Origin of the sequence: Amaricoccus sp. (assembly GCF_047602525.1) — a bacterium.
Classification (GTDB): domain Bacteria; phylum Pseudomonadota; class Alphaproteobacteria; order Rhodobacterales; family Rhodobacteraceae; genus Amaricoccus.
The window spans coordinates 2,404,769-2,430,132 of record NZ_JASGHB010000001.1 but is presented as its reverse complement, the minus strand read 5'-3'; the positions used below and the strand labels follow the sequence as shown (position 1 = coordinate 2,430,132).

Genomic DNA, 25,364 nt, shown 5'->3' with positions numbered 1-25,364 from the left:
GTCCTTTGGCTAGCCCTTTGCGGTGTGCATGGGCGTTTTTTGTCAGGCACTCGCCTGGGTGAGGATCGCGATGTCTTCGGTCGAGAGGGTCAGCTCGGCCGCCCGCACGAGGCTCGCGAGCTGGTCGAGGCTGGTCGCGCTCGCGATCGGCGCGGTGACACCGGGCTGCGCGGCGATCCAGGCCAGCGCGATCTCGGCAGGCGCGGCGCCCGTCCGGGCCGCGACCTGATCGAGGGCGCCGAGGATCGCGAAGCCGCGCGGGGTGAGATAGTCCTTCACGCCGCCGCCGCGCGGGCTTTTGCCGAGGTCGGCCTCGCTGCGGTACTTGCCGGAGAGAAAGCCCTTCGCCAGCGAGAAGTAGGTGATGACGCCGAGGTTCTCGGCCCGGCAGAGGTCGAGGAGCGGGCCTTCGAGCGTCTTGCGGTCCAGCAGGTTGTAGCCGGGTTGCAGCACGCGGTAGCGGGGCAGGCCGGTCTCGTCGGCGACCTTCAGCGCCTCCGCAAGCCCGGCGGCGTCGAGGTTCGAGGCGCCGATCGAGCGGATCTTGCCCTGCTCGAGCAGCTTCTGGTAGGCGCCGAGCGTCTCGGCGTGGGGGGTGCGCGCGTCGGGCCAGTGCGAGAGATAGACGTCGATCGCCTCGATCCGCAGCCGGCGGAGCGACTGCTCCACCGCTTCGAGGATCCACGCCTCCGACAGGTCGACGTGGCCCTGGCCCATGTCCGAGCCGACCTTGGTGATGAGCACGACGCGCTCGCGCTTGCCCGGGTCGCGGGCCAGCCAGTTGCCGATGATGGTCTCGGATTCGCCGCCCGCGTTGCCGGGCGCCCACGACGAATAGACGTCGGCGGTGTCGATCGCATTCAGCCCGGCGTCGACGAACGCGTCCAGAAGCCGAAAGCTTTCGGCCTCGTTTGCTGTCCAGCCGAAGACATTGCCGCCAAAAACCAGCGGGGCGATGTCGAATCCGGTGCTGCCAAGGGCTCTGGTCTGCATCGAGCGTCTCCCTTTGTTGCAGCGCAAACTAGCGTTTTGGCGCGCCGGGACAACCCTCGGGAGGTGCTGGACAGGGCAGCGGGCGGGAACCCTCTGTTTCGCATACGGCGTCTGAGGGACTTCGCCGAGATATTTGCCGGGTCGTCCTTCGGGGCTCGTCACGCCCCGGGATCGCGAAAAACAGCCTCTGGAGTTCGTGGGACTGCGCCGGGCGGCGCCGTGGCCTCTTCGGGGCCGGCGCGATTTCTTTGGCGCGCGTGGCTCGGGCAGGGCCGGGCCGGCCGGCGGGCATCCTGCCCGCCGGGGTCGTCAGGCGTCTTCAGTTGGCGCCGGCCACTCGGGCGTTGTCGGCGACGCTGGCGAGAACCGCGTCCTCCACCTCGGGAGAGCGGCCGTCCGGCCGGACGTCGGCCTTCGGGGCCGGGGCCTCGGGCGCCGCCGCCGGCGGCTCGTCGAGGGTGCCGGTGACGAGGGGCAGCATTGCCGCTTCCGCGAGGTCCTGATCCTCGGCGTGCGGCGGCGTGCGCCAGTCGAGGGTGTCGAACGCGCCGCAATGCTCGCAGACCGGCGTCCACGCGGCCTGGATCCCGGTGCAGTTGGTGCAGACCCAGCGCGGTCCGCGCGAGGCGGTGATCGCCTTGGCGAGCCAGCCCGAGACCACCGCGTCGGGCGCGCCCTGACCGCGCTCGATCGCCGCGAGCAGCGTCAGATTGCGCGCCGTCGGCTCGTCCTCGGCGAGGCTGCCGAGCGCGCGCCGGGCGGCGGGGAAGTCTTCGGCCTTGATGGCGAGCGCCGTCTCGACCATGCGGCTCTCCGGCCGGCCGGGCGCGGCGGAGACCAGCGTCGCGAAGCGCTTGCGCCGCTGCGCCGGGGTCTCGTCCGGCTCGAGCCCGGCGAACGCCTCGGCGATGTCCGGGTGCGGCGTGCCGGCCCAGGCGGTGGTGAGGATGCGCGTGGCCTTGCGCTTGTTGCCGGTGCGGGCCTGCGCCTGCGCGGCGAGGACCGCGGCCGGGATCAGCGTCGGCGCGAGCCGGTTCGCCTGGATGGCCGCCTCGTCGGCACCCGCCTGGTTGCCCGCGGCGGCCGCGGCCTGCGCGTCGGCGAGCGAGAGCACCGCATCGCGCCGGGTCCCCACGTCGCGCGGCAGCTGGCGCGCGTGCATGGCCGAGGTCAGCGTCTCGCGCGCGCCGGCCCAGTCATGCTGGCGCGTCTGCAGGTCGAAGAGCATGCGCAGCATGCGCTCGTTGTCGGGCCGCAGCGCCACGGCCTTCTTGGCGAGCGCCATGGCGGTGGGCAGGTCGCCCTCGTCGCGCTTCAGCCGGGCCAGACCCTCGATGCCGGCGGCCCGGGTGCGGTCGTCGGGCAGGAGCTGCTTGTAGGCATCGAACGCCTTGTCGCGATCGCCGCCCATCTCGGCCGCCTGCGCCGCGAGGAGCTTGGTCAGCTCGGGCCGGTCGAGCAGCCGGTCGGCACGCTGCGCCTTGCGGAGCGCGCCCTTGCTGTCGCCCGAGGCGAGCGCGAGCATCCCGTCGGAATAGGCCGAGAAGCCCTTGCGCTCGCGGTTGCGCGAGAAATAGCGGCTGATCGCGGTCTCGTCGCCGAGCAGGAAGCGCATCACCGCGAGCAGCAGCCCGAGCAGCTTCAGGAGCACGAACACGGCGGCCAGCAGCACCACGAGGCCGACGAGCGCGCCGATCGGGGTGAGGGTGAACTCGCGCCCGTCGAAGGCGATCGTCACCTGACCGGGGGTCGCGAGGATCCAGCTCGCGCCGAAGGCGAGGGCGACCGCGATGGCGAGGAACGCGAGGATCTTCAAGATGGACCAGAGCATCGCGTTGGCCTTCAGTTGGTGGCGGGAAGGGACGAGGCGAGCGCCGCCAGTCCGTCGGTCGCGCCGAGGCGCAGCTTCGCGCTGTCGAGCCAGCCGCTCATGGCGGCGGCGGCCTCCGAGGGCAGCCCCTGCGATTCGGCCAGCGCGCCGGCGAGATCGTCGTGGCGGAGCTTGTCCTCCATCCGCGACAGCACCGCGTCGGTGCCCGGCCCCTGCTTCGGGCTCAGCGAGCGGCTGGCGACCTGCGCCTTGAGGAAGGCGTTGGCGCGGGCGAGTACGCCGTCGCCGGCGGCGGCGAGGATGCTCGCCTGGATCGCCGTGTGGGCCGCTGCGGGGAAGCCGTCGCGCAGCGACGCGAGCGTCGGGATGCCGGCCTGCGCTCCGGCCGCGAGCGCCGGCGGCACCGTCACGCCGCGGCTTTCGAGCGCCGCGACCGGCTCGCCATACGGCGCCCCGCTCGCGACGGCGGCGCGGATCAGCGCCGCCTGGGCGCCTGCCTGGGCGGCGTCGAGTGCGGTGGTGGCCTTCTGCTCGGTCTCGGCCACCTGCTGTTCGGCGGAGGCGACACGCGCCTCGGCGCTCCTGGCCACCTCGTCGAGCCGCGACGCCTGACCGCTCACCTGCGCGCGCAGGCTCTCGATCTCGGCGCGCATCCCGTCGATATCGGCCTTGAACACGTTCACGTCGCCGCTGACCTGCCCGGCGGCGCCGCTGAAGTCGGACTTCAGCGTCTCGAGCTGGGCGGCCTGGTTCTTCAGGTCGGCCGTGAGCGAGTCGAACTGCTGGCGCGCCTCGGTGCCGCCGCTCGCGTCGATCGACTGGCGCAGGGTCGCGAGGTCGGCGCCGAGCTTGTCGGCCACTGGCGCGACCGCCGCGCCGATGCGGGCGTCGAGATCGCCCGACGAGGGCACCGCGCCGAGCTTGGCCTCGACCCCCGCCAGCTCGTCCCGGAGCGCGGCGATCTCGGCCTCCGCGTCGGCCTTGCCCGGCTCGAGCCAGTCGGCCACCGGCTTCATCCCGGCGGGCAGGGCGGGCGCGATCTTCGGCGCGGCCCAGGTGCCGAACGCGGCACCGGCGAGCAGGAGCAGCAGGATGCCGAGCGCCCAGGCGGCGACCGACGTGCCGCTCTCTTCCTCGTCGTCGTGGCCGTCATGGTGTACCGGCGCGGCCACCGGCTCCGCCGCAGGCTCGGGCTCTGCCGCAAGCTCGGGTTCGGCTACGGGCCCGGAAACAGACCAGCGGTCGGCCTCGGGCTCGACGCTCGCCGTGTCCTCGGGAGCGTGGAGCGGCGCCTCGGCCTCCGGCGAGGCGGGCTCGGCCGGCTCCGAGAGGTTGGGCGGCACGAGCCCGGCGTCCGGCGTCACGTCGCCGATCCCGGCGGCTGCGGTGTCGACGGTCTCAGTCGCGGGTGCCTCGGTCGCGGGTGCCTCGGTCGAGAAGGCCTCGGCCGCGAGGGCCTCGGTCTCTGCCACGGGGCCGCCCTCGAAGCCGGTTTCCTCCGGCACCGGCGCCGACTCGGCGCCGGCCGTCGGCAGCGGGCCGACGTCGTCCGACGCAACGTCGGGCGGCGGCGCGTCCTGCGGCGGCGCGTCCTGCGTCGGCTCGTCTGCGCGGCTCCCGGCCCCGTCGGATTTCCGTCTAGCCATTGATCCCCCGTCCCCGATCGGTGTGCGGCGCCGGTGCGCCGCGATAAAAATCGGAGCCAGACTAGGCGAAGCGCGCGGGCGCCACAAGCGAGCCACCTGCCCCGGCCGCGCGGCCCCGCCACGGGGGGGCATCGGTGCCCGAGGCGGCGCTTGCCGGGTGCCTCCGGCGCCCCTATACGAGGCTCTCGCCAGCCCCGGGGCAACCGAAATGACCGAAACGGAAGACTTCCCCTCGTTCAGCCCGCAGGACGCGCTCGTCGCGGCGATGGTGGGCGTTTCCGCGTCGGACGCAAACCCGACCACCCGCGAGATCCTGTCGATCAGCCGGATGATCGAGACGTTGCCGATCTTCGAGGGCTACGACACCGACCGGGTGCGGGTGATCGGCGAGACGGTGTTCGACCTGCTGACCGAGGAGGACGGCCTCGACGCGCTGTTCGGCCTGATGCGGGACGCGCTGCCCGCGGCGATGCGCGAGACCGCCTATGCCCTCTGCTGCGACGTTGCCGCAGCCGATGGCCACGCCTTCCAGGCCGAGCTGCGCTATCTGCTCGAGCTGCGCGAGGAACTCGACATCGACCGTCTGCACGCGGCGGCGATCGAGCGCGGCAGCGCCGCCCGCCACCGCCGCCTGCCGGTCGAGTGAGGCGGCCGCGACGTATCTGAAGGCGAATCCCTCGGGATTCAAAGCACTGCCGGATGCTTCGCGTGTGGCCGCGCCGGCCTTGCCACGTCTTCGCAGACGCTCTTACCCCACATAGACCCGGGCCCAGCGCCTCAGCAGCGCCTGCTCCTGCCGCCGGGCGCGCGCCGTCCAGGCGTCGCCGCCCGGCGGGTCCGCCCGCTCGGCCGGGCCGAGGGCGGCACGGCGGTCGAGATCGGCGACGAGGATCGCGAAGCCGAGCCGCCGCCGCCCGGTGAGATAGCCCGCAAGGCCGCTGGCGAAGTCGAGCGTTCCGGTCTTCACCCGCGCCGTCACGTCGATCTCCGCCGGCTTGCCCGCGTCGTCGAGGATCGGACGGGACGGCATCAGCTCCGGCAGGGCCGTCGGCGCGGCGCTTTGCAGGAACCGCGCGAGCGCCGCGGGCGTGACCCGCGCCGCGCCGCTCAGGCCGGAATGGTTGACGAGATGCGCGGGGTCGAGCCCGCGGCCCCCGGCCCAACCCGCCATCGCCGCGGCGGAGGGCGCGAAGCCCGCCGGGGCAAGGCCCCGCGCCTGACTGGCGCGCAGGCCGACGACCTCGGCCGTGAGGTTCGTCGAGAAGCGCAGCATGTCGCGCAGGATCGTGTCGAGCGGCGGGCTGAGCCCGAGGCCGACCAGCGCGCCCGCCGGCGGCGCGGACACCCGCTCGGCCTGCGGCAGGATCAGGCCGCGCTGGCCTGCCAGCCCGCGGAAGACCTCGCCCGCGTAGCGGCCGGCGTGCGCCACCGGCAGCCAGAGGCTGCCCGAACGGCGCATTCCCGCGCGCGGCAGCGTCCAGATCTCCGCGTCGTCGGTCAGCCGGCGGGCGGGCAACGCGACGTCGGCCGCCTCGCCGCGGATGCCGTCGACGGCCACCTCGAAGCGTTCGCCGGGGGCGCTGAAGGCGAGGCCGTCGCCCCCCGCCTTCCAGCCGGCGAAGACGCGGTTGAAGTTCAGGTTGAGGCCGGAGACGCCGGGATTGTAGGCCGCATCGGCCGGCTGCGCGTCGTCGACCGCCTCGCTGACCGGCAGCGCGCCCTCGGCGACCCGCAGGCGCCCGGCGACCGCCGCCACCCCGCCGGCTCGAAGGCCGGCCACGAGCGCGCCGAGCGCGTCGGTGTCGAGCGTGGGGTCGCCGTCGCCGGCGAGCACGAGGTCGCCGTCGAGGCGGCCGCCGCCGATCGGCCCGGTGGCGAGCAGCCGGGTGGCGAAGCGATAGTCCTGCCCGAGCGTCTCGTGGGCGTAGAGCGCGGTCACGATCTTCTGAACCGAGGCCGGCGGCCGGGGCACGTCGGGCGCCTCGGCCTCCAGCGTCGCGCCGGTCTCGAGATCGACGACGACGAAGCCCGTCGACGGGCGCAGGCCGGAGCGGGCGAAGATCGCGTCGAGCGAGTCGGGGGGCGCCGCGCCCGGGCCGCCACCGGAGCCGCCGGTTCCACCCGGCGCGCGCGGCCGCGGCCGGAGGTCCTCGTCGGCGGCGCGTGCGCGGGCGGCAACGAGGCTGGCCGCCCCGGCGATCAGCAGGCTCCGCCGCGTGGTCCTCACCGCCGCCAGATCCCGAGCGCCCGCAGGCCGCTCGACGACAGGTCGAGCATCCGCCCGCTCAAGAGGCACCAGGCCGGCGGCTGCTGGAGCGCCAGGCTGCGTGCCCCGGCCTGCGGCACGCGCCACCGGGCAAAGCGCCGCGCCGCGGGCGAGAGCCCGGCGTGCAGCTGCTGGCCCGGGCGCGCCAGCACGCCGACCGGCACCGTCGCGAAGATCTCCTCCCAGCGGTCCCAGCGGTGAAACGACGCAAGGTTGTCCGATCCCATCAGCCAGACGAAACGCACCCCGGGATAGCGCAGGCGCAGCGCCGCAAGGGTCGCGGCGGTGTAGCGCGTGCCGAGCCGGCGCTCGAGGTCGGTGATGCGCACCCGCGGATGGCGCATGAGCGCGCGCGCCGCGGCCATGCGCCGCTCGAGGTCGGCCGGGGCGTCGGGCTTCAGCGGGTTGCCCGGCGTCACCAGCCACCACACCGCGTCCAGGCCAAAGGCGGTGAGCGCCCGGCGGGTGATGTGGACGTGGCCGGCGTGCGGCGGGTCGAACGATCCTCCCAGCAGGCCGATGCGCTGGCCCGGGGTTGCCGCGGGTCCGCCTGGCAGCACGGCTCTCTCCCTCTCGCGTCTTTCGGGCGAGATTGCGACCAAGCGCGGGGCTCCTGTCAATCCGCGTCGATCCGGCGCCTGACGTAGGGTGAACCCCGCTGCGCCGCGGCTTGACGCGCGGGATGCTGCGGCTACGCTCGGGCGTCACAGAACCGACAGGGAGCCGAACCTCATGCAGCGCATGATCCGCGCCGTGGCGCTTTCAGCGGGCCTTGCCGCCGCGTCCCCGGCGCTCGCCCTCACCTATTGCGTGGAGGGCGCCTATCCGCCGTTTTCCGAGACCGCGGCCGACGGCTCGGTCGTCGGCTTCGACATCGACATCGGCATGGCGCTCTGCAAGCAGATGGGCGAGACCTGCGACCTGCGCAAGGTCGACTGGGACGGCATCATCCCGGCGCTGCTCGAGAAGAAGTGCGACGCGATCATGGCGTCCATGTCGGCCACCGACGAGCGCAAGCAGGTGATCGACTTCTCCGCCAAGTACTACCGCGAGCCGAACCGTTTCGTGGCTGCCGCCAACTCGGGCCTGACCGACACGCCCGAGGGGCTGGCCGGCAAGACGGTGGGGGTGCAGCGCGGCACGATCCATCAGGCGTTCATGGAGGCGCACTATCCCGACACCCAGCTCCAGCTTTACGGCACGCAGGACGAGATGGTGCTCGACCTCGGCGCCGGCCGGCTCGACGCGGTGATGGCGAGCGGCATCGCCCTCGACGCCGGATTCCTGCAGACGCCGGCCGGCCAGGGCTTCGCGTTCCTCGGCGGCGACCACTACGATCCGGCGGTGCACGGCACCGGCGCGTCGATCGGCGTCCGCAAGGAGGACACGGCGCTGCGCGACAGGTTCAGCGCCGCCATCGCCGCGATCCGCGCCGACGGCACGTATCAGGCGATCGAGAAGAAGTATTTCTCCCAAGACATCTACGGCGACGACTGAGCCGCCGCGCCGATGGGGGATCTTCTCCGCTACGCGCCGATCCTCCTGACCGGGGCGCTCGTCACCGTGGCGCTGGCGCTCTCGGCGCTGCTGCTCGCCACCGTTCTTGGCGCGCTCGGCGCGGCGGGCAAGCTCTCGGCCTCGCCGGTCGCGCACGGCGCGGCGCTCGCCTACACCACGCTGGTGCGCGGCGTGCCCGACATCGTGATGCTGCTGCTCGTCTATTTCGGCGGGCAGCGGCTGCTCAACACGGCCCTCGACGCGATCGGCCTGCCGGCGGTCGACCTCCCGCCGTTCCTCGCGGGCGTGCTGGCCATCGGCTTTCTCTACGGGGCATACCTCTCCGAGACGTTCCGCGGGGCCTATCTCACCGTGCCGCGCGGGCAGGCGGACGCGGGCAAGGCGCTGGGGCTGCACCGCCTCGCGGTGTTCCGGACGGTGATGCTGCCGCAAGTGGTGCGCTTCGCGCTGCCCGGCTATGCCAACGTCTGGCAGGTGCTGGTGAAATCCACCGCCGTGGTCTCGGTGATCGGCCTCGAGGATCTCGTCGGCCGGGCCAACGACGTCGGCAAGACCCTGCGCGAGCCCTTCCTGTTCCTGATCGTGGTGCTCGCGGTCTACCTGCTCATCACCTGGGTCTCGTCGCTGGCGCTGGAACGGCTGGAGCGGCGGGCGACGCGGGGGATCGCCGATGCGCGTTGACCTCGTTCTCGCCAACTGGCCGCTGTTCGCCCGCGGCGTCTGGATCACGCTGGAGCTGACCGCGATCGCGGTGGCGGTCGGCTTCCTGATCGGCCTGCCGGCGGGGCTGGCCCGCGCCCGCCGGGTGCGTTGGGTGACGCCGGCGCTCGGCGCCTACGTCTACCTGTTCCGCGGCACGCCGCTCCTGGTGCAGACCTTCCTCATCTACTACGGGCTGGCGCAGTTCGGCTGGATCCGCGCGAGCTGGGCCTGGGAATTCCTGCGCAATCCATGGTGGTGCGCCGTCATCGCCTTCTCGCTGAACTCCGGCGCCTATGCGACGGAAATCCTGCGCGGCGCCATCGAGGCCACGCCGAAGGGCGAGATCGAGGCGGCCAGGGCGCTGGGCCTCCGGCCGTCGATGGTGACGTGGCTCGTCCAGGTCCCCTCGTCGCTGCGCCGGGCGCTGCCGCAGTACGGCAACGAGGTGGTCTTCATGCTGCACGGCTCGGCGGTGGCGAGCGTCATCACCATTCAGGACATCCTCGGGGCGGGGCGCACGCTCAACGCCAAGTTCTACCTCGCCTACGAGGGATTCGTGACCGCCGCGCTGCTCTACATGGCGATCACCTTCGGGCTCGTCCTGATCTTCCGCCGGCTGGAAGGCCGCTACCTGCGCCATCTCGCGGTCGCGCGGTAGGGGCCGGCCCAACTCGCCTTGCCAATCCCGGGGCGCGCGGCTAGGGTCCGCGCGGTTTTTCAGGGGGGCGGGGTGGACTGGCCGCCCGCTCGGCCAGGGAAGGAAACGACATGTTCGCATCGCCTGCTTTCGCGCAGGCCGCTGCGGCGCCCGGCGGCGCTGCGAGCAGCCTCATCAGCTTCGTGCCGATCGTCCTGATCTTCGTCATCATGTACGTGCTGATGATCCGGCCGCAGCAGAAGAAGGTGAAGGAGCACCGCGCGATGATCGAGGCGGTGCGCCGTGGCGACCAGGTCGTCACCGGCGGCGGCCTGCTCGGCAAGGTGACGAAGGTCGCCGACGGCGAGGTCGAGGTCGAGCTGGCCCCGAACGTCAAGGTCCGCGTGGTGAAGTCGACCCTCACCCAGGTGCTGAGCAAGACCGAGCCGGCCGCCAACGACGCCTGATCCCGCCCGCGGCGGCCCGGCGGCCGCCGCCTGGAGACGCCCCGTTCCATGCTGCATACCCCCACCTGGAAGAAGCTCCTGATCCTCGCCGTGTGCGTGATCGGCTTCATCATCGTGCTGCCGAATCTGTTCTATCCGCGCGTCGAGGGGGCGAATGACGCCCGCAAGGAGGTGGAGCGCGGCCAGACGCTCACCGACGAGATGGCCGCTGCGGAAGGCCGCTGGCCGGTCTGGCTGCCGCACGCGCTGGTGAACCTCGGCCTCGACCTGCGCGGCGGCGCGCACGTGCTGGTGCAGGTCCAGACCGAGGACGTCCACGCCGAGCAGCTGGAAGGGCTCTGGCCCGACCTGCGCGACAAGCTGCGCGACCTGCGCGATCAGGTCGGCAGCGTGCGGCGGCTCGACGGCACGCCGGAGGAGCTGCGCATCCGCATCGGCACGCCCGCCGGCATGGACGCGGCGCTGAAGGCGGTGGACGAGGTGGCGAAGCCCGTCTTCTCGCTCACCGGATCGTCGGGGCGCGAATTCCAGGCGTGGGCCGACGGCGACCAGCTGGTCGTGACGCTCACCGACGCGCAGAAGGCCGCGCTCGACCAGCGCACGATGCAGCAGAGCCTCGAGATCATCCGCCGCCGCGTCGACGAGAGCGGCACGCGCGAGCCGTCGATCCAGCGGCAGGGCACCGACCGCATCCTCGTGCAGGTGCCCGGCATCGGCTCGGCCGAGGAACTGCTGCAGATCATCGGCAAGACCGCCCGCCTGTCGTTCCATCCGGTGGCGAACCGCACCAGCGACCCCAACGTCCGCCCCGGCCTCGAGCAGGAGGTGCTGCCGTCGATGGACGAGCCGGGCATCTTCTACGTGGTCGACAAGCGCCCGGTGGTGACGGGCGAGCAGCTGGTCGACAGCCAGCCGTCCTTCGACCAGAACAACCGCCCCTCCGTGACCTTCCGCTTCAACCCCTCGGGCGGCGCCGCCTTCGGCCAGTACACCGCCGAGCACATCGGCAGCCCGTTCGCCATCGTGCTCGACAACCAGGTGATCTCGGCCCCGGTCATCCAGTCGCACATTGCCGGCGGCTCGGGCATCATCACCGGCAACTTCACCGTCGACCAGTCGACCCAGCTCGCGATCCTGCTGCGCGCCGGCGCGCTGCCCGCCGAGATCAAGGTGCTCGAGCAGCGGACCATCGGGCCGGAGCTCGGGCAGGATTCGATCAACGCCGGCGGCCTCTCCGCCCTCGTCGCGTTCGTCGCGGTCACGGCCTTCATGGTGGCGAGCTATGGCTGGTTCGGCTGGATGGCGATCTTCGCGCTGGTCATCAACGTCACGCTCATCATGGCGATGATGACGCTGATCGGCGCGACGCTGACGCTGCCCGGCATCGCCGGCATCGTGCTGACGATCGGTGTCGCGGTCGACTCGAACGTGCTGATCTACGAGCGCATCCGAGAAGAGCTGCGCGCGGGCCGCGGGCCGGCGCGGGCGATCGACGCGGGTTTCGAGCGGGCGATGTCCTCGATCATCGACGCCAACGTGACGACGCTCATCGTCGCGGTGATCCTCTACTACCTCGGCACGGGGCCGATCCGGGGCTTCGCGGTGACGCTGGCGCTCGGCATCATTTCGACGGTGTTCACCGCCGTCTACGTGACGCAGATCACCGTCGGCTTCTGGTTCAACCGGCGCCGGCCCAAGACGATCACGGTCTGAGGAGACGAGAATGGCTTGGCGCCTGCGACTGGTCCCCGACGAGACCAAGATCAACTTCTTCAGCCGGACAGCGATGCGCGTCTGGCTCGGGGTTTCCGCGATCGGCATGATCGCGTCGATCGTCCTGTTCTTTACCCACGGCCTCAACTACGGCGTCGACTTCCGCGGCGGCACCATCGCGACGGTGCAGACGCAGGACGAGGTTCCCGTCGGCCAGTTCCGCGAGGCGCTGAGCAAGCTCGACGTCGGCGACGTCGCGGTCACGAACATCTCGGACGACAGCGGCCAGGGCCGGCACCTGCTGCTCATGCGGCTCGGCATCTCGGGCGACGATCCCGACAGCCAGCAGGCGCTGGTGGCGAAGGTGAAGGAGGGCCTCGGCCAGAGCTTCCCCGGCATCCAGTTCCTGCAGATCGACAGCGTCGGCGCCAAGGTCTCGTCCGAGCTGGTGCGCAACGGCGTGCTCGCCGTTGTGCTGTCCTTCGTCGGCATCGGCATCTACGTCTGGATGCGCTACGAATGGCAGTTCGCGCTCGGCGCCGTCGCCTCGCTGATCCATGACGCGATCGTCACCGTCGGCATCTTCTGCCTGCTGCAGATCGAGTTCGACCTGACGATCATCGCGGCGATCCTGACGGTGCTCGGCTACTCGATCAACGACACGGTGGTGGTGTTCGACCGGGTGCGCGAGGTGCTGCGCAAGTACAAGAAGCTGCCGCTGCCCGAGGTGATGAACATCGCCCTCAACGAGACGCTGAGCCGCACGGTGATGACTTCCACCACCACGCTGATCGCGCTCTTCGCTATCTACTTCTTCGGGGGCGAGGTGCTGTCGGGCTTTGCGTTCGCGGTGATCTTCGGCGTGCTGGTCGGCACGTACTCCTCGATCTACGTCGCCAGCGCGGTGGTGATCTACTTCGGCGTCAAGCGCGACTGGGGCTCGACCGACAAGAAGGCGGGGACCGCGCTCAAGGGCGCCAAGGCCTGATGCGCACCTTCGAGGTGAGCTTCGACGGCCGGATTCCGGTCGACGGCTACGGCGCGGGCGGCTTCCGGGTGCGGGGGGCGGTCCACGTGGGGCCGCTCGCCCTGCTGCCCGACGGGATCGTTGCATGGGACGGGCTGCCCGACCTTGCGCCGTTCCTGGAACGCGCCGAGAGCTTCGACGTTCTCCTGTTGGGTGTCGGGCCGAGCGTCGGCCCGCTGCCCGAACGCGTTGCCGCCGCGCGGTCGGCGCTCGAGGCGCGGGGGCCGGGGGTGGAGGTCATGGCGACGCCATCGGCCTGCCGGACCTACAACGTGCTGCTCGGCGAAGGGCGGCGGGTGGCGGCCGCGTTGATGCCGATCTGAGGCGTTCGGGCCTTTCGCGGGCGGAACCGCGGACTATAACAACGGCGGGGTTCCCTGCCCAAGACGACCAACCAGCGAGGAAAACGAGATGGCTTTCGAACTTCCGGAGCTTCCCTATGCCCACGACGCGCTCGCCGCGTCCGGCATGTCGAAGGAGACGCTCGAGTTCCACCACGACATCCACCACAAGGCCTATGTCGACAACGGCAACAAGCTGATCGCGGGCACGCAGTGGGAGAACAAGTCGGTCGAGGAGATCGTCAAGGGGACCTACCAGGAGGGGGCCGTCGCGCAGAACGGCCTGTTCAACAATGCCTCGCAGCATTGGAACCACTGCAAGTTCTGGGAGTGGATGTCGCCCACCCCGGTGAAGATCCCGGGCAACCTTGAAAAGGCGCTGACCGAAGCGTTCGGCTCGGTCGACAAGTTCAAGGAAGACTTCTCCGCCGCCGGCGCCGGCCAGTTCGGCTCGGGCTGGGCCTGGCTCGTCAAGGACGAGAGCGGCGCGCTGAAGGTGACGAAGACCGAGAACGGCGTGAACCCGCTCTGCTTCAACCAGCAGGCGCTGCTCGGCGTCGACGTGTGGGAGCATTCCTACTACATCGACTTCCGCAACAAGCGCCCGGCCTATCTCACGAACTTCCTCGACAAGCTCGTGAACTGGGAAAAGGTCGCGGGCGCGCTCTGAGCCACCCCGCCGGTCCAAGGGCGGCGAACCGCCCGCCCTTGGCGCCACACGCGGCAATGTCCTGCAATTCTCTGAACTCGCGTAGTTTCGCGTCCGCCAATTTCTATCTTCGCCAATCTGAAGCTCGCAGCTGTTCCGAACCGCGCAAGGTCGCTTGAGCCTCGGCTGGACCAGCTTCTCCCGACCGGCTGCTTGAAGCATCGCTCATCGCCGCCGCGACCGAACGCTGCCCCGTCGTTCACCGGCCCGGGACCATCCTTCCCGTTCGCGTGTGCCCGCCTTGCGGCACAGCGGGGGATCGGCCTAGATCCTTGCCACGAGCCCGGACATGCCGGCTCGGCGGCGACACGGTGCCCCGGGCGACGCGACATGTCCCGGAAGGCTCGGGAGGGATCCGGCGGCCCGTGAGCGGCGCCGGCGTTCTGGAGCGCGAGACGATGCGCAATCTTCTGAAATCCGCCGGCATTGCCGGTGCTGTCCTCGCCGCCAGCCTGAGCATTGCCGGGACGGCTTCTGCCGGTACGTGGGTGACGGTCGGAGACTCGTGGGGCTGGCACCACCCGTACTGGGGGCCTTACTGGGGATGGCGTCCGGCGCCCGTCGTGGTGCCCGAGCCGGTCTATGTGCCCGGGCCGGCCTATGTCGTCGAACCGGCCGTGCACAGCCGCCCGCGTCTCGACTTCCTGCTCGACGAGCTGGGCAGCCAGGCGTCGCAGGTTCGGGCCGACCGCGCCGCGGGCCGGCTGTCCGGGGCGAGCTACAACACGCTGATGGCCGAGGATGCCGGCATCCGGTCGCAGGCGATCCGCGCCGCCGACATCCACGGCTGGCTGCCCGACCCGAGCTATTATCGCCTCCAGGGCGAGGTCAGCGGCCTGACGCACGACATTTCGCGCGACATCGGCTGACGGCAGCCCGGCCGGGAGGCTGGGCGGCGGCCTTGGGGGTTCCTCTTGCCGCCGCCGGCCGTCTCGGCCATCGTCGCGCCCCTGACAAGGGGAGGGGCGCCCGTGGCCGAGGCGCGGACGTGGGCTTGACCGAGGGGCGGAAGGGCGTGCTGGCGATGGTCGCGACGGCGACGATCTGGGGCCTGTCGTCGATCTACTACAAGGCGCTCGCCGCCGTCCCGCCCCTTGAGGTGCTGAGCCACCGGACGCTCTGGAGCGCGGTGTTCTTCGGCGTCGTCATCCTGATCCAGCGGCGCGGGGCCGACGTGCGTGCGGCGCTGGCCGACCGTCGGATCCTCGCGTTGCTGGCGATCAGCTCGGCGATGATCGCCGGCAACTGGTTTCTCTTCATCAATGCGGTGCAGACCGGCCACGCGCTGCAATCGAGCCTCGGCTACTACATCTTCCCGCTGCTCGCGGTGGCGCTCGGCTATCTGGTGCTGGGCGAACGGTTTACCCGGCTGCAGTCGGTTTCGATCGGGCTCGCGGTGGCCGGCGTCTGCCTGCTTACCTACGGCCTCGGGGCGGCGCCGTGGACGGCGCTCGCCATCGCCGGGACGTTCGGCGTCTACGGGCTGGTGAAGAATCGCCTGCCGCTCGGGCCGGTCATCAGCGTGTTCCTCGAGACGCTGATCCTGACGCCGCTGGCGCTGGTCTGGCTCTGGGGGATGCACACCGGCGCCTGGTCCGACATCGGCGGCCGCACGGGTGGCGCGTTCGGGCGGGACTTCTGGACCAGTGCGATGCTGGTCTTCTCCGGCATCCTGACCGGCGGGCCGCTGATCCTGTTCTCCTACGCCGCGCGGCGGATTCCCTATGCCACGCTCGGACTGGTGCAGTATCTGAACCCGACGCTGCAGTTTCTCGTCGCCGTCCTCGTCTTCGGCGAGCGGTTCACCGTCTGGCACGGCGTCACCTTTGCGCTGATCTGGACCGGGCTCGCGCTCTACTCGAGCGAGAGCCTGCGTCAGGAGCGCCTCGCGGTCAGCCGACCCGGGCCCTGAGGCGCTCCATCAGCTCGGGAACGCTGGCGACCGGCTCGAGGAAGCCGAGAAAGCTGCGCTCGGCAAAGCCCTCGTGGACGATGTGTTCGAGCAGCGCGAGCAGCGGATCCCAGTAGCCGCCGGTGTTGAGCACGAACGCCGGCTTGGCATGCAGGCCGAGCTGGCGCCAGGTCAGCACCTCGAACAGCTCGTCGAGCGTGCCCGGGCCGCCGGGCAGGGCGACGACGGCGTCGGCGTTCATGAACATCACCTTCTTACGCTCGTGCATCGTCTCGGTGACGATGAGCCGGCCGAGGTCGCGCTTGCCCCTTTCCCGGTCGATCAGGTGTTGCGGCACGACGCCGAAGGTCTCGCCGCCGGCGCCGAGCGCGGCGCGGGCGACCTCCCCCATCAATCCGACGTCGCCCGCACCATAGACGAGGCGAAAGCCGCCCTCCGCGAGCGCGCGGCCGAGGCTGCGCGCCGCATCGGCGTGGACAGGTTTGCGGCCGGCGCGCGAGCCGCAGAACACGCAGACGGATCGGGCCGTTGGAACTGGCATGAGCAGGCTCCTGATCTTTCTCGGACTTTGCGCCGTGGACAAACTGTGACAACCTGTCAGCTAGCAAACTGCTGCGGCCGAGGCGAGGGGCGGCGCGGCCCGGAAGGAAGGCTTACATGGGCGACCGATCGTCGCGCTCTGCGCTGGTTCTCGCCGCGACGGCGCTCCTGATCGTCGCGGGCAGCACCGCGGCGTGGCTCACGGGCCGCCCGGAGCCGGCGCCGGTGAGCGGTCCGGCCGATCAAACGGCCACTGCCGCCGCGCCGGCGCCCGACGCGGCGCCGGCCGCGACTCCCGCCGAGACAGCACCTGCCGAGACAGCACCTGCCGAGGCCAGCACCGCTGCGACGCCGGCCGCGCCCGGGTCGGCGCAGCCTGCGCCCGGGTTCGACGTGGTGCGGGTGGAACCCGACGGCCAGGCCGCCGTGGTCGGCACGGCGGCGCCGAACGCAAAGGTGACGGTCTTCGCCGACGGCGCGCCCGTCGCCGAGGCGGAAGCGGACGGGCAGGGCAACTTCGTCGCGCTGTTTTCCGTCGAGCCGAGCGCCGCGCCGCGGGCGCTGACCCTCGGGGCGGCCACCCCGGCGGGAACGGAGAACTCCTCCGACGTGGTGATGCTGCTGCCGCAGGCCCCGGAGACGGAGTCGGTGGCCGACGCGGCAGCGACCCCGCCCACCCCCTCGGCTTCCGCGGACGCCCCCGCGCCCGTGGCGGACCAGACGGCAGCGGCGCCGGCCGTGGCGGCAACGGCGATCGTGCGGGAGGGCGGCGTGGACGTGCTGCCGCCGCCGGGCGATCCGGCGGCGCCGCGGCGCGTGACGCTGGGCTCGATTTCCTACGCCGCCAGCGGCGAGGTGCGCCTCGCGGGCGTCGGCACCGCCGGCGCGGTCGTGCGCGTCTACGTCGACGACCGCTTTGCCGGCGAGGTGCGGGTGGCGGGGGACGGCCGGTGGCAGACAGCGCTCGGCGACGTGGCGCAGGGCCTCTATCGCCTGCGCGTCGACCAGCTCGGGCCGACGGGCGTGGTGGCGAGCCGGATCGAGACGCCGTTCCAGCGCGACCTGCCGCCGCCGCCGCGCCCGCGGCCGGACGGCTCGACCCCCGGCGCCATCGCCGCGACGGGGCCGGAACTGACCGTGCAGCCGGGCAACAACCTCTGGATGCTGGCGCGGGCGCGCTACGGCTCGGGCGTGGAGTACACCAAGATCTACACCGCCAACCGCGACCTGATCCGCGACCCGAACCTGATCTATCCCGGCCAGATCTTCCGCGTGCCGGACGAAGCCGCCGCGCCGGCGGAGTGAGGCGGCCGGGGAGCGTGTTACCCGAAGCCCTTGGCACCAAGCGGGCCGGCGGGTAAGAGGGGCGGCGACCGGATCGGAGACCTCGGGCCTTGCACAACAGCGATTCCTTCATCCACGAGGTGAGCGAGGAGGTCCGCCGCGATCGCCTCTATGCCACGCTGCGCCGGTACGGCTGGATCCTCGTCACCCTCGTCGCGGTGATCGTCGGCGGCGCGGCGGCGAACGAGGTGCTGAAATCGCGACGGGCCAGCCAGGCGGAAGGCGCGGGCGAGGCGCTGCGCACCGCGTTTGCCGAGACCGACGCGGCGACCCGCGCCGGCCTGTTCGGCGACGTGGCGAAGGACGCGCCGCACGCCATTGTCGCCCGGCTCGGCGAGGCCGGGGCGCTGGTGGCCGCGGGGCAGCAGGACAAGGCCGCCGCGGTGCTGCTCGCGCTGGCCGACGACAGCACGGCGCTGCCGGTCTACCGCCAGCTCGCCGCGCTTGAGCGGGTGATGCTGCTCGGCAAGACCATGGACCCTTCGGAACGCGCGGCGACGCTCGAGACGCTGGCGGCGCCGGATGCGCCGTACCGGCCGCTGGCGCTGGAGCAGCGGGCGCTGATGCACCTCGACCAGGGCGACAAGCCGGCCGCGATCGAGGACCTGAACGCCGTGATCGCCGATCCGGCCTCGACCGAGGCGCTGCGGGCGCGGGCGCGCCAGCTCGTCATCGCCGCAGGCGGCAGCGCGACGCTGCCCCTGGCCAACGGCTGACGGCGGCACGTCGATGGGTCCGCGCGTGCTGCCCGCCAACGCCCTGCCTGCCGCCGTCGCGATCCTCCTCGCGCTCGCCGCCTGCAGCCAGAAGGACGCGCCGCTGCCCGGCGTGCGCATTCCCGTCCGCGAGGAGACCGTGCCGCCGGCCGCCGGGCCGGGTCAGGCGAAGCCGATCGCGATCCCGGCGCCGGTGGCGAATGCCGACTGGACCCACCGCAACGGCGCTTCGGCCGGGCGGCTCGTCAACCCGGCGTTCCGGCCGGTGCCGCAGCTCGCCTGGTCGGTGTCGATCGGCGAAGGCGACGCCCGGCGGCGGCGGCTCCTGACCGGACCCATCGTCACGCAGGGGCTGGTCTTCACCATCGACGCCGGCGGCCAGCTGACCGCCGTCACGCGCAACGGCCAGGTCGCCTGGACCAAGAGCCTCGTCCCGCCGGGACAGATGAACGACAACGGCCCGGGCGGCGGCTTTGCCGCGGCGGACGGCGTGCTCTACGTCACCACCGGCTTCGGCGAGGTCTACGCCCTGCAGCCGGCGACCGGCGCGACGATCTGGCAGCGCAAGCTCTCCGCGCCAATTCAGGCGGCGCCTGCCGTTGCCGACGGCCGGGTGATCGTGGTGCAGCGCGACGACAACGGCTTTGCCCTCGACGCGCGCACCGGCGAGATCCTGTGGCAGGTGCAGGGCACCGGCGGCCCGGGCGTGCTCGGCGGCTCGAGCCCGGCGGTGAACGGCCAGCTCGCGGTTGTCCCCTTCGCCTCCGGCGAGATGCTGGGCGTGCTGGCGCGCAACGGCCTGACGATCTGGGGCACCGCGATCACCGGCGGCCGCCCGGAAAACGTGCGCAGCGCCATCGTCGACATCAGCGGCGCGCCGGTGGTGGACGGCGATGTGGTCTACGCCTCGAACCAGGCCGGCCGCACCACCCGGATCGACGCCACGACCGGCGAGCGGGTGTGGACGATGGACGAGGGCTCCTATGGCCCGGCGTGGCCGGTCGGGGGCTCGATCTTCCTGCTCTCCGACGAGGGCGCGCTGGTGCGGGCCGACGCGGCGACCGGCGCCTACATCTGGCAGGTGAGCCTGCCGCAGTGGTTCCCCTACGGCGGCCTGTTCGGCCGCGGCAAGCCGAGCCGGGCGGTGCCCTACTACGGCCCGATCCTCGCGGGCGGGCGGATCTGGGTGGCGAGCGGTGACGGCTTTCTGCGGGCGTTCTCGCCGGTCGACGGCTCGCGGCTGGCGGAGATCGCCATCCCGGGCGGCGCCGCGGCTCAGCCGGCGGTCGCGGGCGGCGTCATGTACATCGTCACCACCGAGGGGCAGCTTCTCGCTTTCCAATGACCCGTCGCGCGGTTAAGGATCGGCCGGCGCGGCGCCTCGGGCGCTGCCCGCCCGGGAAAGCCGCTCGAAATGTCCTTTACCCTCGCCATCGTCGGGCGCCCGAACGTGGGCAAGTCGACGCTCTTCAACCGCCTCGTCGGCAAGAAGCTCGCGCTGGTCGATGACCAGCCGGGGGTGACGCGCGACCTGCGCGAGGGCGCGGGCCGGATCGGGCCGCTGCGCTTCACCGTCATCGACACCGCCGGGCTCGAGGAGGTGACGGACGCGAGCCTCCCCGGCCGGATGCGGGCGCTGACGGAGCGGGCGGTGGACGCCGCCGACGTCTGCCTGTTCCTCATCGACGCGCGGGTCGGCGTGACGCCGGTCGACCGCACGCTGGCCGAGCTGCTGCGCAAGCGCGCGCCGCGGGTGATCCTCGGCGCCAACAAGGCCGAGGGGCGGGCGGCGGAGGCGGGGCTGATCGAGGCGTGGGAAGCTCGGCCTCGGCGAGCCGGTGGCGCTCTCGGCCGAGCATGGCATCGGCATGGAGGATCTGCTCCGGGCGCTGGAGACGGTGGCGGAGGAGTTCCCCGATGCCGCCGAGGTGGTCGACGTGGACGGCGGCGACGAGATCGACGACAATGTCGACGAGGAAGGCGAGGGGGCGGCGCTGCCCGTCGGGCGACCGATCCAGATCGCCGTCGTCGGGCGGCCGAACGCCGGCAAGTCGACGCTGGTGAACGCCATCCTCGGCGAGGACCGCCTGCTGACCGGGCCGGAAGCCGGGATCACCCGTGACGCCATCGCGGTGCAGGCCGACTGGATGGGGACGCCGTTCCGCATCTTCGACACCGCGGGCATGCGCAAGAAAGCGAAGGTCCAGGAGAAGCTCGAGAAGCTCTCGGTGTCGGACGGCCTGCGCGCGGTGAAGTTCGCCGAGGTCGTCGTGGTGCTGCTCGACGTGCAGATCCCGTTCGAGAGCCAGGACCTGCGCATCGCCGATCTGGCCGAGCGCGAGGGCCGCGCGGTGGTGGTGGCCGTCAACAAGTGGGATCTCGAGGAAGAGAAGCCGCAGAAGCTGAACGAGCTGCGCGAGGCGTTCGGCCGGCTGCTGCCCCAGCTGCGCGGCGCGCCGATGGTCATGGTCTCGGCGCTGACCGGCAAGGGGCTCGACCGGCTGCACGCGGCGATCGTCAAGGCCTATGCGGTCTGGAATACCCGGATCTCGACGGCGCGGCTGAACCGCTGGCTGGCGGCGCAGGTCGGCGACCATCCGCCACCCGCGCCCGCCGGGCGGCGGATCCGCCTGCGCTACATGACGCAGGTGAAGACCCGGCCGCCGACGTTCGTGCTGTTCGCCTCGATCCCGGATGCGGTGCCGGAGGACTACAAGCGCTTCCTGGTGAACGGCCTGCGCCGGGACTTCGACATGCCGGGGACGCCGATCCGGCTGTACCTGCGCTCGGGCGACAATCCGTATGCCAACCGGCGCAAGGCGAACGTCACGTCGCTCGACAAGCACAAGCCGCGGCGCTTCGAGGGGTAGGCGCCGCCGGCGCACCGGCAGCGCCCGCGGCGGATCACAGGATGAAGTCGCTCGCGGCGAGGGCGATGGTGCCGGTGAGGTCGATGTGGAAGTCGGCCACCTTGTTGCCGTCGTCGTCGCCGTAGACGATCGTCTTGCCGCCCGACGTGACGTAACGCAGCTCGCCCGCGTCGCCGGAGAACGCCGCCTTCGCGATCCAGTGGAACGCCTGGTTGCCGGCGGTGGAGGTATCGGCGTCGATGGCGCTGAGCTGGATTTTGTCCTTCTGCGTGCGGCTGAAGTCGGTGACGAGATCGGTCGCCGGTTCGGTGACGGCGTTGAAGACGAAGGTGTCGGCGCCGGTGCCGCCGGTCATCCGGTCGGCGCCGCCGCCGCCGACCAGCGTGTCGTTGCCGATGCCGCCGAGGAGGACGTCCTTGCCGACCCCGCCCTCCAGCCGGTCGTTGCCCTGCTGGCCCGACAGCGTGTCGTTGCCGCCGTAGCCGCGGGCGATGTCGGCGAAGCGGGACCCGACGTAGGAGTCGCTGCCCGTCGAGCCGATGACGTTGTGGCCCTCGGACCAGAGGTGGTCGGAAAGCGCGGTCGGGTCGGCCTCGGTGCCCGACGGGCCGCCGCCCATGAAGCCCGCGATCAGCTCGTGGACGTCGCCCTTCACCCCCGGCGCGTTCTGCAGGTCGAGGCCGGCGATGGTGATGTAGTCCGCGGCGGTCTGCACCGTGCCGTTCGTGAGGTTCAGATCGCCGGTGCCGGCATTGTACGCGGCGCCGAGACGCACGAGGCGCACCTCGTCGACCTCGCCGCTGACGGTGTGATTGGCGAAGGTGTACTGGAAATTGTCGCCGTTCACGAGGATCGCCTTGGTTTGTGCCTCCTGGCCCGTGACCGGGGTGTCGAGGTGGACGAACTGGGTGATCCGGGTCGAGGTCGGCCCGTTCATCAGCGGGAAGCCGTAGGGCGTGAAGTCGTTGAAGAAGGCGTCGTAGCCGGTGTTGAAGTTCACCCCCTGGCCGTTCTGGGCGGTGAGCGTGATCGTCAGGGTCATGGGGCGCGTCCTCTCGGGGTTGCTGGCGGGGGTCAGAAGGTGATGGACATCGAGGCCAGCGCGTTGAAGCCGGGCGCGGGCTCGGTGGTGAGGTAGGGGGTGTAGGTCTCGCCGGTGATGTTGTTGAGCGCGAGGCCGAGGCGCGCGTTCGGGCCGAGGTCGCGGGTCAGGAACAGGTCGAGCGTGGTCCAGGCCGCGCTCGACAGGGTGCCGTCCGCGCGGGCGGTGGTGACGGAGAGCCGGGCGCCGGCCTCCAGCGTCCGGTCGCGGTCGCGCAGGCCCCCGGTCAGGACGAGGCGGCTCGGCGGCACGCCGGAGACCGCGCCGCCGGTGGTGCGGTTCTCGCCGGCCATGATCTGCCCCGAAAGGCTGCCGAAGACCCGGTCGGCGTCATAGGCGAGGTCGAGCTCCACGCCCTCGATGCGCACCTTGTCGATGTTCTCGTACTGGAACCACGCGTCGAACAGCGTGCCCCTCTGCACCAGCCCGATGAAGTCGTCGACGTCGTTGCGATAGACGGCAAGGCGGGCGTCGAGGCTGTCGCCCGGGACGATCAGGTCGGCGAGCGCCAGCGTCGCGCCGATCTCGGTGGTGAGCGCGCGCTCGGGCGAGAGGGTGGGGTTTGGCCGGATGTCGAAGGTCGCGGGCGGCGGATGGCTGCCGTTCACCAGCGACTCCGACAGGGTGGGCGGCCGGCTGGCCCGTGCCAGCGTGCCGTAGAGCACGAGGCCGCCGAGCACCCGGCGCTCCAGCGTGACCGCGGGCGAGAGCGAGGTGTCGGAGACGGCGCCGTCCGGGCTGTCGAGCGCGTAGTCGAGATAGCGCAGCGACAGGGCGACGCGGGTGTCGAGCCCGAGCTGCACGCTGTCCTCGGCGAGGAGCGAGGCGATGCGGCGCTTGCCCGAGGGCGTGAGGCTGCCCCCGGTCAGGGCGGCCGCGGGATCGTCGGTCGTCACCGTGTCGCGGAACGCCTCGGCCACGAGGCCGAGGGTGTGGTCGGTCGGCCCGAGGGCGACGTCGATGCTGCTCGCTGCACGCAGGCCGTCGGTCGTGGTGTCGTAGGAGCGCCACGGGCCGGTAGGCGCCAGCGCGGCGTCGAGGCTCTGCTGCGCGAGATCGGTCTCGCTGCGGTAGAGCGTCAGCTCGGCCGGGCCCGCCTGATAGGCAAGGGTGGCGTTCGAGACCTCGGCCGCGTTGCGGCGCGGATAGCCGGAGGTGGTGCCCGTGCGGAAGTCGGACGAGAGCGCCGAATAGCCCAGGGTGAGGGCCTGGCCGCCGTCGAAGGTGAAGCCGAACTTGGCGAGGCCGGAGCGCAGGCTTTCGGCGGCCTCGACGCGCGCGCCGTCGCCGGCGTCGTAGTCCGACGCCTCGGCGCGGGTGACGGCGACGAGGCCGGTCGCGCGCTCGCCCAGCGTGCGGGCATAGGCGGCGTGCAGCGTCGGCTCGGCGGTCAGCGTGCCGGTGCGCACGCGGGCCTCGCCGCCTTGCGTCGCGCCGGGGGCGAGGAGGTCGCCCGCCTCGAGGGTGCGCAGCGCGACGGTGCCGCCGATCGCGCCCGGCGCGGCATCGGTGCCGGTGGTGCCACGCACCACCGCGACCGAGCGCAGCATCTCCGGGTCGAGGTAGAAGCTGCCGCTGACGCCGTGGTCGCTGCGGGCGAAGTTCTGGCGGGCGCCGTCGATGGTGACGACGGTGCGCCCCTGGCCACTCAGGCCGCGGATGTTGACGGCGATCGCCGGGTCGCCCGCGCTCGTCGCGGTGGTGACGCCGGCGATGCCGTCGAGCACGGTCGCAAGTCCGGCGCCCTGGTAGGCGCCGGCAAGGGCGTCGGCATCGACCAAGCCGCGCGCGTCCGCCCCCTCGCCGCCCGGCGACGCCGTGACGACGAGGGTGTCGAGCACGGTCTCCGCCTCGGGCGCGTCCTGGGCAACGGCGGCCGTCGCCCAGAGCGCCGCGGCGGCGACCGGCAGGGGCAGGAGGCGCCCGCGGCGGGCCATGCCGTCGCGCCTCAGAGCAGGAAGTGGTCGGCGCCGAGGTCGCCCGCCTCGATCCCGCGCAGGTCGATGCTCACGTCGGCCACGGTGACGTGGGCGCCATAGCCGCGATCCTCGACGTCGATATCGCCGAAGCCATCGAGGTGGAACGCCGTCAGGTCGATCCTGTCCTGCGCGAGGTTGAAGTCGAGGATGCGGTCGGCGCCGTCTCCGGCCGCGAACACGAAGGTGTCGGCGCCGAGCCCGCCCGACAGCTTGTCGGCCCCGAGCCCGCCGCTCAGCCGGTCGGCGCCGCCGTCGCCATAGAGCGCGTCCGTGCCGCTGCCGCCGAAGAGCTGGTCCTTGCCGGTGCCGCCGAGCAGCACGTCCGACCCGCCGTTGCCGTTCAGCACATCGGCGCCGCCCTTGCCGGCGAGGTGGTCGTTGCCGGTGCCGCCGCTCAGCGTGTCGTCGTGGTCATAGCCGGCGAGCCGGTCCTGCTTCGCCGAGCCGGTGACGTCGAGCGCGTAGCCGGAGAGGAGGCCGTAGACAGCGGCCGCGTCCTTGCCGGTCAGCGCCGCATACATGGCATAGACCTTGTTCGTCGCCGGATCGAAGCCCGCGCCCTTTGCCGCCGTCAGGCCGAAGCCGTCGATGACGAGCCCCTCGGCCAGCCCGGTGACGCGGCCGGCCGCCCCGGTCCCCTCGGTGCCGGTGGTCACGCCGTCGACCCAGTCGCCGAAGACGAGGGAGTCGAGCGTGCCCGAGATGCCGTGGCCGTAGGCCGGCCCGTAGTGGATGAAGTCGTAGGCGAGATTGTCGCCGTCCATCATCGCGACCGTGGCGGTGTCCGCGTAGCTGGTGACGATCTGGCTGCCGTTCAGGTAGTACGTGGCCCCGAAGGCGCCGTCGGCCGTGCCGCCGTAGAACGTGTAGTCGCTCGCGCCGGAGTCGGCGAACAGCGTCGAGATGTAGGTGGCGAAATCGAAGCCCTTGAGGGCGGTCGCGTCGATGGAAAGCACCGCTGTGGTCATGTCCTGTCCCCCGCTCGTCGGCGTTGCTGCATGCGTCCGGGCGTCGAGGCGACGGGACCGGCGCAAATAGGACGTGACTGGCG

23 protein-coding genes and 1 pseudogene are annotated in these 25,364 nt (G+C 71.9%); 15 read left to right on the top strand and 9 right to left on the bottom strand.

Annotated features, from left to right (window positions below; translation table 11 throughout):
- Window positions 1–42 precede the first annotated feature (42 nt).
- The 3 genes from QM699_RS12485 to QM699_RS12475 all read right to left on the bottom strand — a co-directional run bounded on the left by QM699_RS12485 (window position 43) and on the right by QM699_RS12475 (window position 4,470).
- Complete coding sequence (locus QM699_RS12485) at window positions 43–993, bottom strand: aldo/keto reductase (protein ID WP_415011425.1); 951 nt, start codon at window positions 991–993, stop codon at window positions 43–45.
- 319 nt (window positions 994–1,312) lie between these two features.
- Window positions 1,313–2,824, bottom strand: a complete 1,512-nt coding sequence (locus QM699_RS12480; protein ID WP_415011424.1) for a heme biosynthesis protein HemY — start codon at window positions 2,822–2,824, stop codon at window positions 1,313–1,315.
- An 11-nt stretch (window positions 2,825–2,835) separates the two neighbouring features.
- On the bottom strand, window positions 2,836–4,470 hold the full coding sequence (locus QM699_RS12475; protein ID WP_415011423.1) for a mitofilin family membrane protein: 1,635 nt from the start codon (window positions 4,468–4,470) through the stop codon (window positions 2,836–2,838).
- Between the two features lie 208 nt (window positions 4,471–4,678).
- On the opposite strand from QM699_RS12475, the gene QM699_RS12470 reads away from it, so the two are divergent.
- Window positions 4,679–5,116 carry a tellurite resistance TerB family protein gene (locus tag QM699_RS12470; RefSeq protein WP_415011422.1) on the top strand — a complete coding sequence of 146 codons (438 nt, stop codon included), beginning with the start codon at window positions 4,679–4,681 and terminating at the stop codon, window positions 5,114–5,116.
- Window positions 5,117–5,218: 102 nt separating this feature from the next.
- On the opposite strand, the gene dacB is transcribed toward QM699_RS12470, so the two are convergent.
- Both dacB and QM699_RS12460 read right to left on the bottom strand, forming a co-directional pair.
- Complete coding sequence (gene dacB / locus QM699_RS12465) at window positions 5,219–6,697, bottom strand: D-alanyl-D-alanine carboxypeptidase/D-alanyl-D-alanine-endopeptidase (RefSeq protein WP_415011421.1); 1,479 nt, start codon at window positions 6,695–6,697, stop codon at window positions 5,219–5,221.
- Window positions 6,694–7,296 (bottom strand): nicotinate-nucleotide adenylyltransferase, encoded by a 603-nt coding sequence (locus QM699_RS12460; RefSeq protein WP_415011420.1) that lies wholly within the window; start codon window positions 7,294–7,296, stop codon window positions 6,694–6,696. The genes dacB and QM699_RS12460 overlap by 4 nt, the downstream gene beginning before the upstream one ends.
- A gap of 172 nt (window positions 7,297–7,468) precedes the next feature.
- Between QM699_RS12460 and QM699_RS12455 the strand changes: the two genes are divergently transcribed.
- From QM699_RS12455 to rarD, 10 genes are all read left to right on the top strand, one after another.
- Window positions 7,469–8,233 carry a transporter substrate-binding domain-containing protein gene (locus QM699_RS12455; protein WP_415011419.1) on the top strand — a complete coding sequence of 255 codons (765 nt, stop codon included), beginning with the start codon at window positions 7,469–7,471 and terminating at the stop codon, window positions 8,231–8,233.
- 12 nt (window positions 8,234–8,245) lie between these two features.
- A complete protein-coding gene (locus tag QM699_RS12450; RefSeq protein ID WP_415011418.1) occupies window positions 8,246–8,935 on the top strand; it encodes an ABC transporter permease in 690 nt (229 codons plus the stop codon).
- On the top strand, window positions 8,925–9,614 hold the full coding sequence (locus tag QM699_RS12445) for an ABC transporter permease (RefSeq protein ID WP_415011417.1): 690 nt from the start codon (window positions 8,925–8,927) through the stop codon (window positions 9,612–9,614). The genes QM699_RS12450 and QM699_RS12445 overlap by 11 nt, the downstream gene beginning before the upstream one ends.
- A 110-nt stretch (window positions 9,615–9,724) precedes the next feature.
- Window positions 9,725–10,060: a preprotein translocase subunit YajC gene (yajC, locus tag QM699_RS12440; RefSeq protein ID WP_415011416.1), complete on the top strand. Its 336-nt coding sequence runs from the start codon at window positions 9,725–9,727 to the stop codon at window positions 10,058–10,060.
- A 48-nt stretch (window positions 10,061–10,108) separates the two neighbouring features.
- Complete coding sequence (gene secD / locus QM699_RS12435; protein ID WP_415011415.1) at window positions 10,109–11,773, top strand: protein translocase subunit SecD; 1,665 nt, start codon at window positions 10,109–10,111, stop codon at window positions 11,771–11,773.
- Between the two features lie 10 nt (window positions 11,774–11,783).
- The gene (secF, locus tag QM699_RS12430) at window positions 11,784–12,761 is read left to right on the top strand and encodes a protein translocase subunit SecF (protein ID WP_415011414.1); all 978 of its coding nucleotides are present in this window, start codon (window positions 11,784–11,786) and stop codon (window positions 12,759–12,761) included.
- Complete coding sequence (locus QM699_RS12425) at window positions 12,761–13,123, top strand: Mth938-like domain-containing protein (protein ID WP_415011413.1); 363 nt, start codon at window positions 12,761–12,763, stop codon at window positions 13,121–13,123. Before secF ends, QM699_RS12425 begins: the two co-directional genes overlap by 1 nt.
- 88 nt (window positions 13,124–13,211) lie before the next feature.
- Window positions 13,212–13,811: a superoxide dismutase gene (locus QM699_RS12420; RefSeq protein WP_415011412.1), complete on the top strand. Its 600-nt coding sequence runs from the start codon at window positions 13,212–13,214 to the stop codon at window positions 13,809–13,811.
- Window positions 13,812–14,215: 404 nt separating this feature from the next.
- Complete coding sequence (locus QM699_RS12415) at window positions 14,216–14,719, top strand: hypothetical protein (RefSeq protein WP_415011411.1); 504 nt, start codon at window positions 14,216–14,218, stop codon at window positions 14,717–14,719.
- A gap of 119 nt (window positions 14,720–14,838) precedes the next feature.
- A complete protein-coding gene (rarD, locus tag QM699_RS12410) occupies window positions 14,839–15,762 on the top strand; it encodes an EamA family transporter RarD (protein WP_415011410.1) in 924 nt (307 codons plus the stop codon).
- Here rarD and QM699_RS12405 read toward each other — a convergent pair.
- Complete coding sequence (locus tag QM699_RS12405) at window positions 15,743–16,303, bottom strand: TIGR00730 family Rossman fold protein (RefSeq protein ID WP_415011409.1); 561 nt, start codon at window positions 16,301–16,303, stop codon at window positions 15,743–15,745. The genes rarD and QM699_RS12405 overlap by 20 nt on opposite strands.
- Window positions 16,304–16,419: 116 nt before the next feature.
- On the opposite strand from QM699_RS12405, the gene QM699_RS12400 reads away from it, so the two are divergent.
- The 4 genes and pseudogenes from QM699_RS12400 to der all read left to right on the top strand — a co-directional run bounded on the left by QM699_RS12400 (window position 16,420) and on the right by der (window position 21,232).
- Window positions 16,420–17,607 (top strand): LysM peptidoglycan-binding domain-containing protein, encoded by a 1,188-nt coding sequence (locus QM699_RS12400; RefSeq protein WP_415011408.1) that lies wholly within the window; start codon window positions 16,420–16,422, stop codon window positions 17,605–17,607.
- 89 nt (window positions 17,608–17,696) lie between these two features.
- A complete protein-coding gene (locus QM699_RS12395; RefSeq protein WP_415011407.1) occupies window positions 17,697–18,362 on the top strand; it encodes a hypothetical protein in 666 nt (221 codons plus the stop codon).
- A 13-nt stretch (window positions 18,363–18,375) separates the two neighbouring features.
- Complete coding sequence (locus tag QM699_RS12390) at window positions 18,376–19,707, top strand: PQQ-binding-like beta-propeller repeat protein (protein WP_415011406.1); 1,332 nt, start codon at window positions 18,376–18,378, stop codon at window positions 19,705–19,707.
- Between the two features lie 69 nt (window positions 19,708–19,776).
- A pseudogene (gene der, locus QM699_RS12385) lies at window positions 19,777–21,232 on the top strand (ribosome biogenesis GTPase Der).
- Between the two features lie 34 nt (window positions 21,233–21,266).
- Here the strand turns inward: der and QM699_RS12380 are convergent.
- The 3 genes from QM699_RS12380 to QM699_RS12370 are packed head-to-tail and all read right to left on the bottom strand — an operon-like array spanning window position 21,267 to window position 25,281.
- On the bottom strand, window positions 21,267–22,274 hold the full coding sequence (locus QM699_RS12380; protein WP_415011405.1) for a calcium-binding protein: 1,008 nt from the start codon (window positions 22,272–22,274) through the stop codon (window positions 21,267–21,269).
- A gap of 32 nt (window positions 22,275–22,306) precedes the next feature.
- Window positions 22,307–24,271 (bottom strand): TonB-dependent receptor domain-containing protein, encoded by a 1,965-nt coding sequence (locus tag QM699_RS12375; RefSeq protein WP_415011404.1) that lies wholly within the window; start codon window positions 24,269–24,271, stop codon window positions 22,307–22,309.
- A gap of 11 nt (window positions 24,272–24,282) precedes the next feature.
- Window positions 24,283–25,281, bottom strand: coding sequence for a calcium-binding protein (locus tag QM699_RS12370; RefSeq protein ID WP_415011403.1), 999 nt, complete (start codon window positions 25,279–25,281; stop codon window positions 24,283–24,285).
- Between the last annotated feature and the right edge of the window lie 83 nt (window positions 25,282–25,364).

Coding starts and splice junctions, on each gene's coding strand:
- QM699_RS12400 (WP_415011408.1), top strand. CDS start 16,420: ATGGGCGACCGATCGTCGCGCTCTGCGCTGGTTCTCGCCGCGACGGCG.
- QM699_RS12445 (WP_415011417.1), top strand. CDS start 8,925: ATGCGCGTTGACCTCGTTCTCGCCAACTGGCCGCTGTTCGCCCGCGGC.
- QM699_RS12375 (WP_415011404.1), bottom strand. CDS start 24,271: ATGGCCCGCCGCGGGCGCCTCCTGCCCCTGCCGGTCGCCGCCGCGGCG.
- QM699_RS12450 (WP_415011418.1), top strand. CDS start 8,246: ATGGGGGATCTTCTCCGCTACGCGCCGATCCTCCTGACCGGGGCGCTC.
- secD (WP_415011415.1), top strand. CDS start 10,109: ATGCTGCATACCCCCACCTGGAAGAAGCTCCTGATCCTCGCCGTGTGC.
- QM699_RS12390 (WP_415011406.1), top strand. CDS start 18,376: ATGGGTCCGCGCGTGCTGCCCGCCAACGCCCTGCCTGCCGCCGTCGCG.
- QM699_RS12420 (WP_415011412.1), top strand. CDS start 13,212: ATGGCTTTCGAACTTCCGGAGCTTCCCTATGCCCACGACGCGCTCGCC.
- QM699_RS12455 (WP_415011419.1), top strand. CDS start 7,469: ATGCAGCGCATGATCCGCGCCGTGGCGCTTTCAGCGGGCCTTGCCGCC.
- QM699_RS12470 (WP_415011422.1), top strand. CDS start 4,679: ATGACCGAAACGGAAGACTTCCCCTCGTTCAGCCCGCAGGACGCGCTC.
- QM699_RS12485 (WP_415011425.1), bottom strand. CDS start 993: ATGCAGACCAGAGCCCTTGGCAGCACCGGATTCGACATCGCCCCGCTG.
- yajC (WP_415011416.1), top strand. CDS start 9,725: ATGTTCGCATCGCCTGCTTTCGCGCAGGCCGCTGCGGCGCCCGGCGGC.
- QM699_RS12480 (WP_415011424.1), bottom strand. CDS start 2,824: ATGCTCTGGTCCATCTTGAAGATCCTCGCGTTCCTCGCCATCGCGGTC.
- QM699_RS12370 (WP_415011403.1), bottom strand. CDS start 25,281: ATGACCACAGCGGTGCTTTCCATCGACGCGACCGCCCTCAAGGGCTTC.
- QM699_RS12425 (WP_415011413.1), top strand. CDS start 12,761: ATGCGCACCTTCGAGGTGAGCTTCGACGGCCGGATTCCGGTCGACGGC.
- secF (WP_415011414.1), top strand. CDS start 11,784: ATGGCTTGGCGCCTGCGACTGGTCCCCGACGAGACCAAGATCAACTTC.
- QM699_RS12380 (WP_415011405.1), bottom strand. CDS start 22,274: ATGACCCTGACGATCACGCTCACCGCCCAGAACGGCCAGGGGGTGAAC.
- QM699_RS12475 (WP_415011423.1), bottom strand. CDS start 4,470: ATGGCTAGACGGAAATCCGACGGGGCCGGGAGCCGCGCAGACGAGCCG.
- QM699_RS12405 (WP_415011409.1), bottom strand. CDS start 16,303: ATGCCAGTTCCAACGGCCCGATCCGTCTGCGTGTTCTGCGGCTCGCGC.